This is a genomic window from Micromonospora sp. NBRC 107095 (assembly GCF_030269705.1).
Classification (GTDB): domain Bacteria; phylum Actinomycetota; class Actinomycetes; order Mycobacteriales; family Micromonosporaceae; genus Micromonospora; species Micromonospora parva.
On record NZ_BSTU01000001.1, the window covers coordinates 1,891,557 to 1,907,167 of the forward strand.

General features: G+C 71.6%; 16 protein-coding genes. 7 read left to right on the top strand and 9 right to left on the bottom strand.

Going from position 1 to position 15,611, the window contains the following annotated elements:
* Positions 1 to 162: 162 nt before the first annotated feature.
* Together QSK15_RS08885 and QSK15_RS08890 are read left to right on the top strand one after the other, a co-directional pair.
* Positions 163 to 570 carry a VOC family protein gene (locus tag QSK15_RS08885; protein ID WP_285793700.1) on the top strand — a complete coding sequence of 136 codons (408 nt, stop codon included), beginning with the start codon at positions 163 to 165 and terminating at the stop codon, positions 568 to 570.
* The gene (locus QSK15_RS08890) at positions 567 to 1,004 is read left to right on the top strand and encodes a VOC family protein (protein WP_051708917.1); all 438 of its coding nucleotides are present in this window, start codon (positions 567 to 569) and stop codon (positions 1,002 to 1,004) included. The genes QSK15_RS08885 and QSK15_RS08890 overlap by 4 nt, the downstream gene beginning before the upstream one ends.
* Before the next feature lie 65 nt (positions 1,005 to 1,069).
* Here the strand turns inward: QSK15_RS08890 and QSK15_RS08895 are convergent, their stop codons facing one another.
* The 5 genes from QSK15_RS08895 to QSK15_RS08915 form a co-directional block, all read right to left on the bottom strand.
* A complete protein-coding gene (locus tag QSK15_RS08895) occupies positions 1,070 to 1,198 on the bottom strand; it encodes a hypothetical protein (RefSeq protein ID WP_280940617.1) in 129 nt (42 codons plus the stop codon).
* A 1,063-nt stretch (positions 1,199 to 2,261) separates the two neighbouring features.
* A complete protein-coding gene (locus QSK15_RS08900) occupies positions 2,262 to 4,331 on the bottom strand; it encodes a 3-hydroxyacyl-CoA dehydrogenase NAD-binding domain-containing protein (RefSeq protein ID WP_285793701.1) in 2,070 nt (689 codons plus the stop codon).
* Between the two features lie 50 nt (positions 4,332 to 4,381).
* Positions 4,382 to 5,578, bottom strand: a complete 1,197-nt coding sequence (locus QSK15_RS08905; RefSeq protein WP_285793702.1) for a thiolase family protein — start codon at positions 5,576 to 5,578, stop codon at positions 4,382 to 4,384.
* 264 nt (positions 5,579 to 5,842) lie between these two features.
* Complete coding sequence (locus tag QSK15_RS08910; protein ID WP_285793703.1) at positions 5,843 to 7,162, bottom strand: ribonuclease D; 1,320 nt, start codon at positions 7,160 to 7,162, stop codon at positions 5,843 to 5,845.
* A 98-nt stretch (positions 7,163 to 7,260) separates the two neighbouring features.
* Positions 7,261 to 7,833, bottom strand: a complete 573-nt coding sequence (locus QSK15_RS08915; protein WP_285793704.1) for a DUF3000 domain-containing protein — start codon at positions 7,831 to 7,833, stop codon at positions 7,261 to 7,263.
* 137 nt (positions 7,834 to 7,970) lie between these two features.
* On the opposite strand from QSK15_RS08915, the gene hemE reads away from it, so the two are divergent.
* The 3 genes from hemE to hemQ are packed head-to-tail and all read left to right on the top strand — an operon-like array spanning position 7,971 to position 11,182.
* Positions 7,971 to 9,068 carry a uroporphyrinogen decarboxylase gene (hemE, locus tag QSK15_RS08920; RefSeq protein WP_285793705.1) on the top strand — a complete coding sequence of 366 codons (1,098 nt, stop codon included), beginning with the start codon at positions 7,971 to 7,973 and terminating at the stop codon, positions 9,066 to 9,068.
* 3 nt (positions 9,069 to 9,071) lie between these two features.
* The gene (hemG, locus tag QSK15_RS08925) at positions 9,072 to 10,484 is read left to right on the top strand and encodes a protoporphyrinogen oxidase (RefSeq protein WP_285793706.1); all 1,413 of its coding nucleotides are present in this window, start codon (positions 9,072 to 9,074) and stop codon (positions 10,482 to 10,484) included.
* Positions 10,481 to 11,182 carry a hydrogen peroxide-dependent heme synthase gene (gene hemQ / locus QSK15_RS08930; RefSeq protein ID WP_285793707.1) on the top strand — a complete coding sequence of 234 codons (702 nt, stop codon included), beginning with the start codon at positions 10,481 to 10,483 and terminating at the stop codon, positions 11,180 to 11,182. Before hemG ends, hemQ begins: the two co-directional genes overlap by 4 nt.
* Before the next feature lie 51 nt (positions 11,183 to 11,233).
* Here hemQ and QSK15_RS08935 read toward each other — a convergent pair whose 3' ends face one another.
* The 4 genes from QSK15_RS08935 to QSK15_RS08950 form a co-directional block, all read right to left on the bottom strand.
* Positions 11,234 to 12,301 (bottom strand): lytic polysaccharide monooxygenase auxiliary activity family 9 protein, encoded by a 1,068-nt coding sequence (locus tag QSK15_RS08935; RefSeq protein ID WP_285793708.1) that lies wholly within the window; start codon positions 12,299 to 12,301, stop codon positions 11,234 to 11,236.
* Positions 12,302 to 12,419: 118 nt separating this feature from the next.
* Positions 12,420 to 12,875: a GNAT family N-acetyltransferase gene (locus QSK15_RS08940; RefSeq protein ID WP_285793709.1), complete on the bottom strand. Its 456-nt coding sequence runs from the start codon at positions 12,873 to 12,875 to the stop codon at positions 12,420 to 12,422.
* 24 nt (positions 12,876 to 12,899) lie between these two features.
* Positions 12,900 to 13,841: a DMT family transporter gene (locus tag QSK15_RS08945; RefSeq protein ID WP_285793710.1), complete on the bottom strand. Its 942-nt coding sequence runs from the start codon at positions 13,839 to 13,841 to the stop codon at positions 12,900 to 12,902.
* A gap of 211 nt (positions 13,842 to 14,052) precedes the next feature.
* Positions 14,053 to 14,313 carry a metallothionein gene (locus QSK15_RS08950; protein ID WP_030336232.1) on the bottom strand — a complete coding sequence of 87 codons (261 nt, stop codon included), beginning with the start codon at positions 14,311 to 14,313 and terminating at the stop codon, positions 14,053 to 14,055.
* A gap of 155 nt (positions 14,314 to 14,468) precedes the next feature.
* Here QSK15_RS08950 and QSK15_RS08955 point away from each other — a divergent pair, with 155 nt between their 5' ends.
* Together QSK15_RS08955 and QSK15_RS08960 are read left to right on the top strand one after the other, a co-directional pair.
* Positions 14,469 to 14,744 (top strand): isoamylase early set domain-containing protein, encoded by a 276-nt coding sequence (locus QSK15_RS08955; RefSeq protein WP_285793711.1) that lies wholly within the window; start codon positions 14,469 to 14,471, stop codon positions 14,742 to 14,744.
* Positions 14,745 to 14,853: 109 nt separating this feature from the next.
* Positions 14,854 to 15,594: a lytic polysaccharide monooxygenase gene (locus tag QSK15_RS08960; RefSeq protein ID WP_285793712.1), complete on the top strand. Its 741-nt coding sequence runs from the start codon at positions 14,854 to 14,856 to the stop codon at positions 15,592 to 15,594.
* Positions 15,595 to 15,611: the final 17 nt, after the last annotated feature.

Below are 15,611 nucleotides of genomic sequence, written 5' to 3' on the forward strand. Positions count from 1 at the left end.
ACGGGGTTGCGCGCGACGCTCACCCGCTGGCAAGATCACCGAGTCAGCTCAGAGAGTGAAGGGGGGTGCGTCGATGTCCACCAGTCAAGGCTCCGCACCCCTGGTCTTCGCAGGCTGACTCCGGGCGGCGGAGCGTCCTCATCCGAACATGGAGGACCACCCGTGTATCCACGGATCCGCAACATCAGTTTCGATTGTCACGACACGTACGCCCTGGCCGGCTTCTGGTCGGCGGTGCTCGGTTACGCCCGGCACGACGAGGACGCCCCCGGTGATCCGGAGGCGGCAGTGGTGCCGCCGGGCGGCACCACCCCCCACCTGTTCTTCCAGGAGGTGCCGGAGGAGAAGGTGACCAAGAACCGGGTCCACATCTGCCTGGAACCGGTCGACCGGACCCGGGACGAGGAAGTCGAGCGGGTGCTCGGCCTCGGGGCCACGATGGTCGCCGACCGACGGCTTGCCGACGGAACGGGCTGGGCGGTGCTCGCCGACCCGGAGGGGAACGAGTTCTGCGTGCTCCGCAGCGCCGGCGAACGTGTCGCCATCACCACCGTGGAGGACCACCAGTGAGCTCGACGATCCACAACATCAGCATCGACTGTTCCGACACGTACGCGCTGGCCGGCTTCTGGGCGCAGGTGTTCGACTGCCCCCGGCAGCCCGACGACTTCCCCGGTGACCCGGAGGCGATGCTCCTGCCGCCGGGCGGCCCGGAGGTGCTGTTCATCGCCGTGCCCGAGGGCAAGACGGTGAAGAACCGGCTGCACCTTGACCTGCAACCCGCCGACCGGACCCGCGCCGAGGAGGTCGAGCGACTGCTCGGCATCGGCGCGACGCTCGTCGCCGACCGGGTCAGCCCGACCGGCGGTGGCTGGGTGGTGCTCGCCGACCCGGAGGGCAACGAGTTCTGTGTGCTCGGCAACGCGGCCGAGCGGGCGGCGGCGGCAGCGGCGCGGGCCGCGGCGGCAGCGCTGGCCGCGTCGGAGGTCGCCGAACCGGCCTGACAGTCGACGTACGGCGTGGGCCCCGGTCACCACAGGGGTGGCCGGGGCCCACTGTCTCGTACGGCTCAGGACTGTTGCTCGACCTGGCCCCGGATCGCGGTGAACTCGGCCTTGGCCTGGTCGGCGGACTTGACGTACATCACCACCATGCCCAGGCTGCCCCGGTCGGCCCAGACGCAGATGCCCAACGGCACGCTCTCGGTGTTCCCGTCGCCGCAGCGCGCCTCACCGCCGAGCGGGCCAGGCTCGGCTCTCTAGTGTCCTGAGTCGTTAATTCGGCCGCGGTATGTGGCTACCGACAGCCTGCTATCTTCCGCTGAATTAACGACTCACGACACTAGCCAACTTTGGGGAGCGGCGGCGCCGGTAGTTACGGCCTGAGCGCTTGCCCGCTTAGGGGAGAAGCGAATGGTCGACACCCGATTGATCAGGCCGGGTTATGCCCCTGGGGTAACGAGTTCAGAGTTGCCTGCAATGGAAGACCGGCGTTGGCAGAATCGACCACAGCTCGACCAGGGGGCCGGGATTGCTGTGTAGGCCGTCGGGCATGCACTATGAGGGATCCCACCACCTCGTGCGCGACACTAAACTGCTATGCCGGCGAAGAATAACGTTAGCGCTAGCGTAAGATCCAAACACTTGCAACCCTCGCGGTCAGGGAAAATGCACCACGAACCGAGCGGACAGTATTGTTGCGGCGAGCCCTGTCAGGTCGAATGCTACCGCAGCCGTGGGTCATCCCGCTGCCCCGTCCCTTGATGGCGCTGTGACGTGCTCCGATGTGTCAGGTAACCACCATCGCCCATCGCACGCTTGACCGCCCCGAGGGACCGTGATAAAAATTCATCACCGTTAACACGTTGCAGGCAATTGACGTCCTTCGAATACTTTTGGTTGGCGTTGATTGCTCTTGAGGAATCGGGGACTGGTATGAAGAGGACTGTTGTCCGGACCGCAATCACTTCCGTGGCCTTGACTGCCGCACTGGTGGCCGTCGCCTCGCCTGCTCAGGCGGCCTGGGTCTTTGTGTCGAGCTACCCTCACACGCCTGTCGGGCTGGTCACCTGTTCCACTCAGGCCGCAATGTCAGGGGTCAACAACGACACCAACTACCGGTGCACCGATGTTGGATATGCCTACCACGTGCAGCGGGAGATCTAAACCTCAGCAGGTCGCACGCGACCCGCGCGACGAATCGCGGTGGTCGGACTGTCCTTCGTGGACGTCCGACCACCGCGACGGTGTTTCTGCGATCGGTCAGGCCGGCAGGCTCGCCGCGCCGCGCGGCAGGAACCGCTGCCCGGTGACCCGCTCGGAGGTGCCGGTCCGGTCCAGGTACGGCGTGACGCCGCCCAGGTGGAACGGCCAACCGGCGCCCAGGATCATGCACAGGTCGATGTCCTGCGCCTCGGCGACCACACCCTCGTCCAGCATCAGCCGGATCTCCTGCGCGAGCGCGTCGAGCGCGTTCTGCCGTACCTGCTCTGCGGTCAGCGGCTGGTCACCGACCACGAGCAGCTTGGCGACGTCCTCGTTGACCTGGTCGTCGACGACGATCGGCTGACCCGAGTCGGCGATCCGCTTGAGGTTCTCGCTGACCCCGAACCGGTCCGGGTACGCGGCGTGCAGGGTGCCGCCCACGTGGTACGCGACGGCCGGCCCGACCAGCTGGAGCAGGGCGAGCGGGCGCATCGGCAGGCCCAGCGGGTCCAGTGCGCTGTTCGCCACGTCCAGCGGGGTGCCGGCGTCCACGGCGGCGAAGACGGTGCCCAGGAAGCGGGTGAGCAGCCGGTTGACCACGAACGCCGGGGCGTCCTTGACCAGCACGCTGGACTTCTTCAGCTGCTTGCCGACCGCGAACGCGGTGGCGAGGGTGGCGTCGTCGGTGCGCTCGCCCCGGACGATCTCCAGCAGCGGCAGCACCGCCACCGGGTTGAAGAAGTGGAAGCCGACCACCCGTTCCGGGTGCTCCAGCTCGGCGGCCATCTCGGTGATCGACAGCGAGCTGGTGTTGGTGGCGAGCACCGCCTCCGGAGAGACGATCTTCTCCAGCTCGGCCCAGACCTGCTTCTTGACGCCCAGGTCCTCGAAGACCGCCTCGATGACGAAGTCGGCGTCCGCGAAGGCGCTCTTGTCGACAGTGCCGCTGACCAGGCCGTACAGCTTGGCGGCGGTGTTCTTGTCCATCCGGCCCTTGGTGACGGCCTTCTCGATCTGGGTGTGCACGTAGCCGACGCCCTTGTCCACCCGGGACTGGTCGAGGTCGGTCATCACCACCGGCACCTGGAGGCGGCGGGCGAACAGCAGCGCCAGCTGGCTGGCCATCAGGCCGGCGCCGACGATGCCGACCTTGGTGATCGTGCGGGCCAGGCCCTTGTCCGGTGCGCCGGCCGGGCGCTTGGCCCGCCGCTGCACCAGGTCGAAGGCGTACAGGCCGCTGCGCAGCTCCTCGGAGAAGACCAGGTCCGCGAGGGCCTCGTCCTCGGCGGCGGTGCCGGCGGCGAAGTCGCCGTCCTTCGCCGTCTCCAGCAGGTCCAGCGCCTTGTACGCGGCCGGAACCGCGCCGTGCAGCCGCTGGTTCAGCGTCTCCCGGGCGAAGTAGAGCACGCCCGCCCACATGTCCTTGTCGACCTCGGGCCGGGTCACCGTGACCTGGCCGCGCACCACACCGGCGGCCCATTCGAGGGACCGCTCCAGGAAGTCGGCCGGCTCCAACAGGATGTCCGCGATGCCCAGCTCGGCGGCCTGCTTCGGCTTGAGCATCTTGTTCTGCATCAGCGGGTTCTGGATGATCACCTGGGTGGCGGCGGGGATGCCGATCAGGTTCGGCAGCAGCTGGGTGCCGCCCCAGCCGGGCACCAGACCGAGGGAGACCTCGGGCAGGGCCAGGGCCGCCGCACCACCGGAGAGCGTCCGGTAATGGCAGTGCAGGGCCAGCTCCAGGCCACCGCCCATCGCCGCGCCGTTGACGAACGCGAACGTGGGAACGGTGCTGTCCTTGAGCCGGGCGAAGACCCGGTGGCCGAGCCGGCCGATCTCCAGCGCCTGCGCGCGGTCGGCGAGCTGCGGCAGGCCGACGATGTCCGCGCCCACGCAGAAGATGTACGGCTTGCCGGTGACCGCGATGAACGCCGGGTCGGCGGCGAGCGCGGCGCTGATCGCCTCGTCCAGGCTGGCCAGCCCACCCGGCCCGAAGGTGTTCGGCTTGGTGTGGTCGAAGCCGTTGTCGAGGGTGATCAGGGCGGCCGGCCGGTCCAGCCCCGGTACGTTCACCTGGCGCAGCAGCGCCCTGGTGACGACCTCGTTCGGTGCGGCGAGCGCGCTCACAGCGCCTCCTTCGTTCGCGACTGCGGGGCTCGCAAGCTCACTCCTCGCGCTCACTTGTTGCCCTCCGTCCAGTGCGGGTTCTCCCAGATGACAGTGCCGCCCATGCCGATGCCGATGCACATCGCGGTGAGGCCGTAGCGGACCTCGGGGTGCTCGGCGAACTGGCGGGCCAGCTGCGTCATCAGCCGCACGCCGGAGGAGGCGAGGGGATGGCCGATGGCGATCGCGCCGCCCCACGGGTTGACCCGCGCGTCGTCGTCGGCGATGCCGAAGTGGTCGAGGAAGGCGAGCACCTGCACGGCGAACGCCTCGTTCAGCTCGAACAGGCCGATGTCGTCGATGCTGAGCCCGGCGAGGCGCAGCGCCTTCTCGGTCGACGGGATCGGGCCGACGCCCATCACCTCCGGCTCGACGCCGACGAACCCGAACGACACCAGCCGCATCGCGACCGGCAGGCCCAGCTCGCGGGCGGTGGCCTCGTCGGCCAGCAGACTCGCGGTGGCGCCGTCGTTGAGGCCGGCCGCGTTGCCCGCGGTGACCTTGCCGTGCGGGCGGAACGGGGTCTTCAGGGTGGCCAGCTTCTCCAGCGAGGTGTCCCGGGGGGCCTCGTCCACGGTGGCCAGACCCCAGCCGCCCTCGGCGTCGCGGATCGACATCGGGACCAGGTCGTCCTGGAGCTTGCCGTTGGCGTACGCCTTGGCGGTCTTCTGCTGCGAGGCGAGCGCGAACGCGTCGGTGCGCTCCTTGGTGATGTGCGGGACCAGATCGTGCAGGTTCTCCGCGGTGGCGCCCATGACGAGCGCGGACGGGTCGACCAGCTTCTCCGCGACGATGCGCGGGTTGGGGTCGACGCCCTCACCCATCGGGTGGCGGCCCATGTGCTCCACGCCACCGGCGATGGCGACGTCGTACGCGCCCATGGCGATGCCGCTGGCCACGGTGGTGACGGCGGTCATCGCGCCGGCGCACATCCGGTCGATGGCGAAGCCGGGGACGGTCTTGGGCAGCCCGGACAGCAGGGCGGCGGTGCGGCCGATGGTGAGGCCCTGGTCGCCGATCTGGGTGGTGGCCGCGATGGCGACCTCCTCGACCCGCTCCGGCGGCAGCTGCGGGTTGCGACGCAGCAGTTCCCGGATGCAGCGGATCACCAGGTCGTCGGCGCGGGTGTTGGCGTACATGCCACCCGCCTTGCCGAACGGGGTACGGACGCCGTCGACGAAGACGACGTCGCGAACTTCACGGGGCACTTGAGCCTCCTAATCGACCATGATTCGGCCGTCGCGCCGGGAGGGCACGCCGGACCGAACAAGGGTCGCCGACACGGGCACGTTTCCCTCGAATGCTACTCGCCAGTAACCAACCCGTCGCCACCCCCACCTGTGGCCCACCCCACACCTCCCGACCGCCAACCCACCCGTCCAGCCTCCGACGATCATGGGGTTGACGGGGCTGTGGATCTCCCAGAGGCCCGTCAACTCCATGATCACGCGGGCTGGGGGTGGTGGGTGGGGTTAGGGGGATGGGGTCAGGGCTTCGGTTAGGTCGGGGGTGAGGAGTTTGATCTGCCATTCGCGGGCGTTGAGGCCGCGCAGGGTCTCCGCCACCGTTTCCGGGGTGATCTCCTCCGGTGGGGTCCAGGCCAGCCGGCGGATCGAGTCCGGGGTGATCAGGTTCTCCGGCGGCAGGTTGTGCTCACCGGCGATGCGGATCACGACCTCCCGGCAACGGGCCAGCCGACCCGCCGCCACCGGGTCCCGTTCGGCCCAGCGGTGCGGCGGAGGCGGGCCCTCCACGGCCGGCGAGACCGGCAGGGAATCCTCCGGCAGTTGCCGGGCGTCGTCGAGCGCGGCGAGCCAGGTGCGGGCCAGCCGACGGACCGACCGACCACCGAAGCCGGGCAGGGTCAGCAGGGTCTTCTCGTCCTTCGGGTCCAGCTCCGCCGCGGCGATGATCGCCGAGTCGGGCAACACCCGCCCGGGAGCGGCGTCCCGCCGGGCCGCGATCTGGTCCCGGGCGTACCACATCGAGCGGACCCGGGCCTGCGCCCGCGCCCCCCGCAGCCGGTGGATGCCCGACGTGCGCCGCCACGGCTCCGCGCGGACCCGGGGCGGACGGGCCCCGGTGCGGACCAGCGCGGCGAACTCCTCCGCGGCCCAGGCCGACTTGCCCTGTCGGGTCAACTCCGCGTCGAGCGCGTCCCGCAGGTCGGTGAGCAACTCCACGTCGAGGGCGGCGTACGTCAGCCACGACTCGGGCAGCGGTCGGCTCGACCAGTCGGCCGCCGAGTGGTGCTTCTCCAGGGTGAATCCGAGCAGCTGTTCGGTGAGCGCGGCCAGCCCGACGCGTTCGAAGCCGGCCAGCCGGGCCGCCAGTTCGGTGTCGAACAGTCGGCGCGGGCGCAGCCCCACCTCGGCCAGGCAGGGCAGATCCTGGCTGGCCGCGTGCAGAACCCACTCGGCCTCACCGATCACCGCGTCCAGCGCGCTGAGGTCGGGCAGCGGCAGCGGGTCGATCAGCGCCGTGCCCGAACCGGCCCGGCGCAGCTGCACCAGGTACGCGCGTTGGCTGTAGCGGTAGCCGGAGGCGCGTTCGGCGTCCAGGGCGACCGGGCCGGTGCCCGCCGCGAAGCGGGCCACGACCTCGGCGAGCTCGGCCGGGGCGGCCACCGGATCGGGGGTGCCGTCACGCGGGGCGGTCAGCGGAACTGGCCCACCGTCGATCGGGTCGGCCCCCTCGCCCGCCGGCTGCGGCTGGGCCGACGGCGGGTGCTGGGGCGCGTTTCCCGGAAGTTCCTCGGTGGGCCGACGGCGCAGGGGTGGTTCGTCGGTCACCTGACAACCCTAGTGCGCGCGGAGATCCGACGGGTGCAGCCGGTCCGGCGTGTGTCGATCAGGTGTCCGCGAAGTGTCCTGCCGCATGCTGCCGACCATCAGGCCGCGCCGGCGGGACGGCGGTCGGAGAGGGCGGTGACGCCGGGCGGGGGGAGGCCGGCGGTGGAGGCGAGCAGCGCGCACCAGCCGAGCAGATGTGGGGTCAGGTCGTCGTCGACCGGTGTCCAGGACGCGCGGATCTCGATGTCACCGATGGTCGGCGGCCCGGCAAGATCGCCGAACCGGGTCGACATGGTCTGCGTCACCGTCCCACCGATCGCGCGGTGGCCAGCGCCCTGGGCGTCCAACGCGTCGGTCAGCCACGTCCAGCCGACCCCGGGCAGCAGCGGGTCGGCGGCCAGGTCGACCTCCAACTCGGCGGTCACGTAGGTGACCAGCCGCAGGGTGCCCTGCCACGCCTCGTGCCCGGCCGGGTTGTGCAGCAGGATCAGCCGACCGGTCGCCACCTCGTCGTCGTCGCGCAGCACCGTCGCGGAGAGCGCGAACGCGTACGGGGCCAGCCGCTGGGGAGCGCCGACCTCCTCCAGGGTGATCTCCGGCCGGGGGGCGGCCGCCCGCAGCCCGGCGACCGCGCGGGCGAACGTCTCCGGGAGCGCGATCGGGGGGGCCATGTCGGCAGCCTATGCCGCCGTCCGTCGCCCGCTTCGACGGCGCGCCGACGCTCATGAAGGGCGCCGGGCGTAAGGAACGGTGCCCTTCCTCTCACCCCCACCCGGTTTCCGGTGGTGGGCGTGGCACGATTGCGGCGATGACCACGGACACCACGGGCACTGTCGCCCGAGACGGAGATTCCCGCCCCGGCGGACCGGCCGACTCGCCCTTCATCCGGGCCTGCCGACGTCGGCCCGTCCCGCACACCCCGGTCTGGTTCATGCGCCAGGCCGGCCGCTCCCTTCCGGAGTACCGGGGGATCCGGGCGAGCGTGCCGATGCTGGAGTCCTGCCGCAGACCGGAGCTGGTCACCGAGATCACCCTCCAGCCGGTGCGCCGGCACGGGGTGGACGCGGCCATCCTGTTCAGCGACATCGTGGTGCCCGTCGCCGCGGCCGGGATCGACCTGGACATCGTGCCGGGCACCGGCCCGGTCGTCGCCGAGCCGATCCGCACCGCCGCCGACGTGGAGCGGATCCGCCCGATCACCCGCGACGACGTCCCGTACGTGGACGAGGCCGTCCGGCAGTTGGTGGTCGAGCTGGGCGACACCCCGCTGATCGGGTTCGCCGGTGCGCCGTTCACGCTGGCCAGTTACCTGGTCGAGGGCGGGCCGTCGCGCACCCACGCGAAGACCAAGGCCCTGATGTACGGCGACCCCGAGCTGTGGCACGCGCTCTGCGCCCGGCTGGCCGAGGTGACGCTGGCGTTCCTGCGGGTGCAGATCGAGGCCGGGGTCTCCGCCGTGCAGCTGTTCGACTCGTGGGCCGGCGCGCTCTCCGAGGCCGACTACCGCCGTTTCGTGTTGCCGCACTCGACAGCCGTACTCAGCGGACTCGCCGGCGCCGGGGTGCCACGGATCCACTTCGGGGTGGGCACCGCCGAACTGCTCGGCGCGATGGGCGAGGCCGGCGCGGACGTGGTCGGCGTCGACTGGCGGACGCCGTTGGACGTGGCCACCGGCCGGATCGGCCCGGACAAGGCGGTGCAGGGCAACCTGGACCCGTGCGTGCTGCTCGCGCCGTGGCCGGTCGTGGAGGCCGAGGTGCGCCGCATCCTGGAGCAGGGCCGGGCGGCCCCCGGGCACGTGTTCAACCTCGGCCACGGGGTGCTGCCGGAGACCGACCCGGAGGTGCTGACCCGGGTGGTCGCGCTGGTGCACGAACTGTCCAGCCGCCGGGCCGACCAGGGCTAGAAGGTGACGCGGCAGCCCTGGCGAGTGGCGGTGGTCGGCGGCGGGATCGCCGGGCTGGCCGCCGCGGTCCGCCTGCGCGACCGTGCACCGGCCGGCACCGAGATCACCGTGTACGAGCAGTCCGGCGCGCTGGGCGGCAAGCTGCGCACCGGGGAACTGGCCGGTCAGCCGGTGGAGTTCGGCGCGGAGTCGTTCCTGATGCGCGACCCGACGGGCGCCGAGAGCGCGGCGGTGGCGTTGGCCCGCCGGCTCGGGCTGGCCGAGAGGATCGTGCACCCCACGGTGGGGCAGGCCGCGCTGGTCGTCGACGGAGGGCTGCGCCCCATCCCGGGCGGCACCCTGGTGGGCGTACCCGGGGATCTGGACCGGGTGGCCACTGTCGCCCGCCCGGCCGTGGACGCCGACACCGACGGTGGCCGGCCGCTGGTCGGGCCGGACGCGGACGTCTCGGTGGGCGCGCTGGTCCGGTCCCGCTTCGGGGACGAGGTGGTCGATCGGCTGGTCGACCCGATGCTGGGCGGCGTGTACGCCGGCCGCGCCGACGATCTGTCCCTGGTCACCACGATGCCGGCGCTGGCCCGGGCGGCCCGGGTGGAACACACCCTGGTCGGCGCGGTCCGGGCCGCGCAGGCCGCCGCGCCGCGGGCGCCCGGCACCCCGGTCTTCGGCACCCTGGTCGGCGGGCTGAGCACCCTGGTCGAGGCCGCGGTGACGGCCAGCGGCGCGACGATCCGCCGCGACGCGGCGGTGCGCGAGTTGACAGCGACCGACACCGGTTGGCGGCTCACCGTCGGTCCGACCCGCGACCCGGAGTTCGTCGACGTGGACGCCGTGGTGCTGGCGGTGCCCGCACGCCCGGCCGCCCGGCTGCTCGCCAGTCCCGCGCCGGCGGTGGCGGCGGGCGTCGGCGCGCTGGACTACGCGAGCGTCGCGTTGGTCACCATGGCGTTGCCGCAGCCGCGCCTGCCCGAGCTGTCCGGCTTCCTGGTGCCGAGCACCGAGGGGTTGCTGATCAAGGCGGCGACGTTCTTCACCACCAAGTGGGGGCACCTGCGCCGGCCGGACGGGTTGGCGGTGGTGCGCGCCTCGGTGGGCCGGTACGGCGAGGAGGCGCAGCTTCAGCGCCCCGACGCGGACCTGGCGGCCACCGTGCACCGGGAGCTGTCGGCGGTGCTCGGCACCCCGTTGCCTGCCCCGGTCGACGGGCACGTGCAGCGGTGGGGCGGTGCCCTGCCGCAGTACGCGCCGGGGCACGCCGACCGGCTCGCCGCCGCGCGGACGGCGTTGCGGGCCGCGCACCCCACAGTGGCCCTGGCCGGCGCCGGTTACGACGGCGTCGGTATCCCGGTCTGCGTCCGCTCCGGCGAGACGGCGGCCGAGGAGATTATCACAGCACTGGGAGGATCGGCGAGATGACCGAGCAGACCAACGCGGCCCGGTTGCGGGAGCTGAACGACAGCATCCGCTACACCATGTGGTCCGTGTTCCGGGCCAGCGCCCCGCTGCCGTCGCTGCGGGACAACGTCACCGGCGAGGTCGAGTCCCTCTTCGAGGAGCTGGCCGGCAAGGACGTGGTGGTCCGGGGCGTGTACGACGTCTCCGGGCTGCGCGCCGACGCGGACGTGATGATCTGGTGGCACTCCGCGTCCAGCGACGCGTTGCAGGACGCGTACCTGCGGTTCCGTCGCACCACGCTGGGGCGGGCGCTGACGCCGGTGTGGTCGCAGATGGCCCTGCACCGGCCGGCGGAGTTCAACAAGAGCCACATCCCGGCGTTCCTGGCCGGCGAGGAGGCCCGCGCCTACATCTGTGTGTACCCGTTCGTCCGCTCGTACGAGTGGTACCTGCTGCCCGACGCCGAGCGGCGGGAGATGCTGGCCGAGCACGGGAAGATGGCCCGCGGCTACCCGGACGTGCGGGCCAACACCGTCGCCTCGTTCGCGCTCGGTGACTACGAGTGGATGCTCGCCTTCGAGGCCGACGAACTGCACCGGATCGTCGACCTGATGCGGGACCTGCGCGCCTCCGGCGCCCGCCGGCACGTCCGCGAAGAGGTCCCCTTCTACACCGGTCGCCGCCGCTCGGTGGCCGAGATCGTCAACTGCCTGGTCTGACGCCCGCCGGCCGGCGCCGCACCCCCGCCCGGGTGCGGCGCCGGACGGGGGTCAACTGGTCGTCGTACAGGAGACCAGCGGAACCGGGTTGCTGCCGTTCCACGAGCCGAGGAAACCGAACGTGGTGCTCGCTCCGGCGGCGAGGGTGCCGTTGTGCGCGGCGTTGCGCGCGGTGACCTGCGTGCCGTTGCTGCTGACCGTCGCGTTCCACGACGACGTGACCTGCTGGCCGTTGGCGTAGTTCCACGTGACCGACCAGCCCCGGGTGGGTGAACCGCCGGCGGTCACCTTCACGTCGGCCTGGAAGCCACCGGACCACTGACCGGTGACCTGGTACGTCGCCGTGCAGGCACCGGCCGGCGGCGGGGTGGTGGGCGGTGGGGTGGTCGGCGGGGGCGTGGTGGGCGGGTTGGTCGACCCGCCGCCGAAGTCGACGTCGCTGCACAGGTAGTACGACTGGTCGAAGTGGCTGGCCTGCCAGACGGTGTAGACGATGTGCCGCCCGGTGCGTCCGGGCGCGCTCACCGGGATCTGGATCGAGACGCCACCGGTGTCCGGGTCCCACTGCGAGGCCGGGGTGTTGCCGATCTGGCCGGCCAACTCCAGGTTGCCCCAGCCCAGCGGTTGGGTGGCGGAGTTGAAGCCCTGCTTGGTCACGTACACCCGAATGTAGTCGGCGCCGTGACTGGCCTGGTCGAAGAAGCGCAGCCGGAAGTTGTTCGAGACCGCTGTGGTCTTCCAGGCGCCGACGGTGTCCAGCGCGTTGTAGCGGGGGCTCTGGGTGCGTCCGCCGCTGCACAGCTGGCCGTCGGGGACGGCGGCCTGGTGGTTGCCCCCCACGCCCTCGCGGAACAGGCCGTTCCAGTTCCACATGGCGGCCGGGTCGGCCTGCCAGGCCTGCCAGCACATCGGGTCCTCGGTGGCCATCCGAGGGTTCTGGAAGTCGCCGCCCCACCGCTGCCAGCAGCTGTAGTTGCGCGAGGCCGGGTCGACGACCGATCCATGCGCCGAGGCGGGCCTGGTCAGCACGGTGGTCAGTGCGGTCGTCAACAGGAGCGTGGTGGTCGCCACGATGGCGAACAGCCAGAGCACGCGTCGTGATCGGGTGAGAGTGGACATGGAGCCCCCGGGGGGATGAGGTCGGACGTCGACACCCGGATCGCCGGGAGTCGCCCACTCCCGTGCCTCATCGCTGGCTCCCGCGACGGCGCTACCCGGCACGATGCCAGTTTGATCGTCACACGTCAATGGGTTCGCGTCGCATCGGCGTGTGCGGGATGCCGTCCTCGACGTACTCTGGGCCGCTGACCGCGAAGCCGTGCCGGGCGTAGAAGGCGACCAGGTGGGACTGGGCCTCCAGCACGCACCGTCGGTTGCCCACCACCTCCAGGGCCGCGCTCATCAGCCGGCCGGCGTGTCCGCCGCCGCGCGCCGACGGGGCCACCACCACCCGACCGATCCGGGCGGTGCCGTCCGGGTCGGCCAGAATCCGCAGGTACGCCAGCGGCGCGCCGCCGTCGGTGAGCCAGAGGTGCCGGGTGCCCGGCTCGACGTCGCGCCCGTCGAGCTCCGGGTACGGGCAGTTCTGCTCCACCACGAACACGTCGATGCGCAGCTTGAGCAGGTCGTGGAAGGTGCGGGTGTTCAGGTCGGCGAAGGAGGCCGTGCGGATCTCGGTGGTCTGCTGGGGCATCCACCGATGGTAGGTCGGGCGGTGTCACCCGCGGTCCGCCCGGTCGGGCGTGAGGTAGGTGGCGGCCACGGCGGTGAGCAGCAGGACCCCGCCGACGATCACCGGCAGGGGGAGCGGTTCGCGCAGCAGCGCCACCGCGAGCGCCGCGGCGGTGAGCGGTTCGAGCAGGGTCAGCACGGCCGCGACGCTGCCCGGTGTGGTGCGCAGCCCGGCGTAGAACAACGCGTACGCGACCGCCGTGGTGACCACGCCGAGGTGCAGCAGCAGCGCCACGGTGTCCAGGCGTACCGGCAGGTCGACCCCGGCGACCAGCGCGAACGGTGCCAGGGTCAGCGCGCCGACCGCCGTGGAGATGGTGGTCAGGGTCATCGGCGCGGTGCGCTGCGACACCTGGCGGCTGATCAGGGTGGTCACCGCGTACCCGAGGCCGGAGCCGGCCGCCGCGAGCAGGCCGAGCAGCGGGGCGGGCGCCGCCGCGCCGGGCTGCCCGGTGGCGCCGGTGATCAGGACGAGGCCGGCCACCGCCGCGACCAGCGTGCCGAGGCGCAGTGGGCCGGGGAGCCGGCGGGCGTGCACCGATTCCCAGGCGGCGGCGAGCACCGGGGCCAGGCCCAGGCTGACGATGGTGGCCACGCTGACGCCGGCCCAGGCCACGGCCGCGAAGTAGAGCGCCTGGTAGAGGCCGAGGCCGACGCCCGTGAGCAGCAGCGGCACGGGTGCGGCGCGCAGCGTGGACGCGATCGTGCGCAGCCGGCCGGCGGTGCAGGCCAGCAGCACGAGCGCGGCGATGGCGAGGCGGTGGAAACCGATGCTCACCGGGCTGAGCCCGGTGCCCTCGCGCAGGAGTTGCACCGCCACGCCGGTGGTGCCCCACAGCACGCCGGTGACGGTGATCTGGATCAGGCCGCTGCGGGCGGCGTGGCGGGCGGCCGAGGCGGCCGGCAACGGGGTACGCGTGGTGGACACGGGAGCGCTCCGAAGGGTGAGCCGTTGACGGGGACGACGTCGACGGAGCGCGTACGACAGGATGGCCGAGCGGGGTCAGGTCACCCGGTCGGCGAGAGGCGCGGCGCTCCGCTCAGGAGCGCGGCGGGGGCAGGACGCCCAGAAACGGTCGCATGGCGACGACCGTACCCCAGTCCGATGGTCCGGTCGGCCCGCGGCCGGGTTGGCGCGGTCAGGCCGGGCGGGCGCCGACGGCGTCGCGGACCTCCGCGCCCACCGCGCCCTCGACGGCGCGGGCGCAGTGCGCGCAGCAGAAGAAACGGCCGTTGACCTCGACACCGTGCCCGACGATCTTGACCTGGCAGTGTTCGCAGATGGGCGCCATCCGGTGGATCGCGCATTCGAACGAATCGAAGGTGTGCACGTCGCCGCTGACGGTGTGCACCTCGAACGCCATCCAGTAGTCGTTGCCGCAGACCTCGCAGGTTGCCACGAGAAACCCCCATATCAGGACATGTGCCTTCAGGTTGCTCTTGATCCGGCGAGTTGTGTGGCGGATTGTCGATGTTCGGGCCGGTAGGCGGCGTGTCGGCGTCGGCGTGTTGCCCGTTGTGCCTGGTGAACCGCCGCGACCCCCGGAGGATCACCGTGATCAAGCGCAACAGGCTCTTCGGCAACCAGACCCGGGTCACCTTCTGCCTGCCTCGTGACGTCCCGCCCGGCCCGGTGAGCGTCGTCGGCTCCTTCAACGGCTGGGAGCCGGGTCGACACGAGCTGGTGGCCCGCCGCGACGGCACCAGGACGGTGACGGTGAAGCTGCCGCCTGGGGAGTACCGGTTCCGCTACCTCGGCACCGGCGGCGTCTGGTTGGACGACGAGTCCGCCGATCAGGTCGACGACCGGGGCAGCCTGCTCCGGCTCTGAGAAGAAAACCGTCGCCATCGATGTATTTATCGATGAGAGTCTTTACTGTTAACAATGTTTAAATTACCTTGAGGGGCACCTCACCGCACCTGGAGAAGGAGCTGCCCCGATGCGTCGAAGAATCATCGTTCCGCTGGTGGCGGCGGGCGCCGTCGCCGCCACCCTCACCGTCGCCGCCCCCGCGCAGGCGCACGGCTACGTCTCCGCCCCGCCGAGCCGGCAGGCGCTCTGCGCGCAGGGCCGGGTGCCCGACTGCGGGCAGATCAAGTACGAGCCGCAGAGCGTCGAAGGGCCCAAGGGTCTGCGCAGCTGCAACGCCGGAATCGCCCAGTTCGCCGTCCTCAACGACGACAGTCGGGGCTGGCCGGCCACCACGGTGGGCAGCTCGCTGACCTTCACCTGGGTGAACACCGCCCGGCACGCCACCAGCAACTGGGAGTACTGGATCGGCAACACCCGCGTGGGCGTGGTCAACGGCAACGGCCAGCAACCCGGCGCGACCGTCTCGCACAACGTCAACCTCGGCGGCTTCACCGGCCGGCAGAAGATCCTCGCGGTGTGGAACATCTCCGACACGGCGAACGCCTTCTACTCCTGCATCGACGTGCAGATCGGCAGCGGCGGGACGAACCCCACCCCCACACCCACCCCCACGGCGACCCCACGGCCCACCCCGACCCCCACGCCGACCACTCCACCCGCGCAGGGCGGCACGTGGGCGGCCGGTCGGGCGTACCAGGTCGGCGACCAGGTCACCTACGGCGGAGCGACGTACCGCTGCCGGCAGGCGCACACCGCGATCGCGGGCTGGGAGCCGCCGAACGTACCGGCGCTCTGGCTCCAGGTCTGACCGCACGGGTGCGGCCG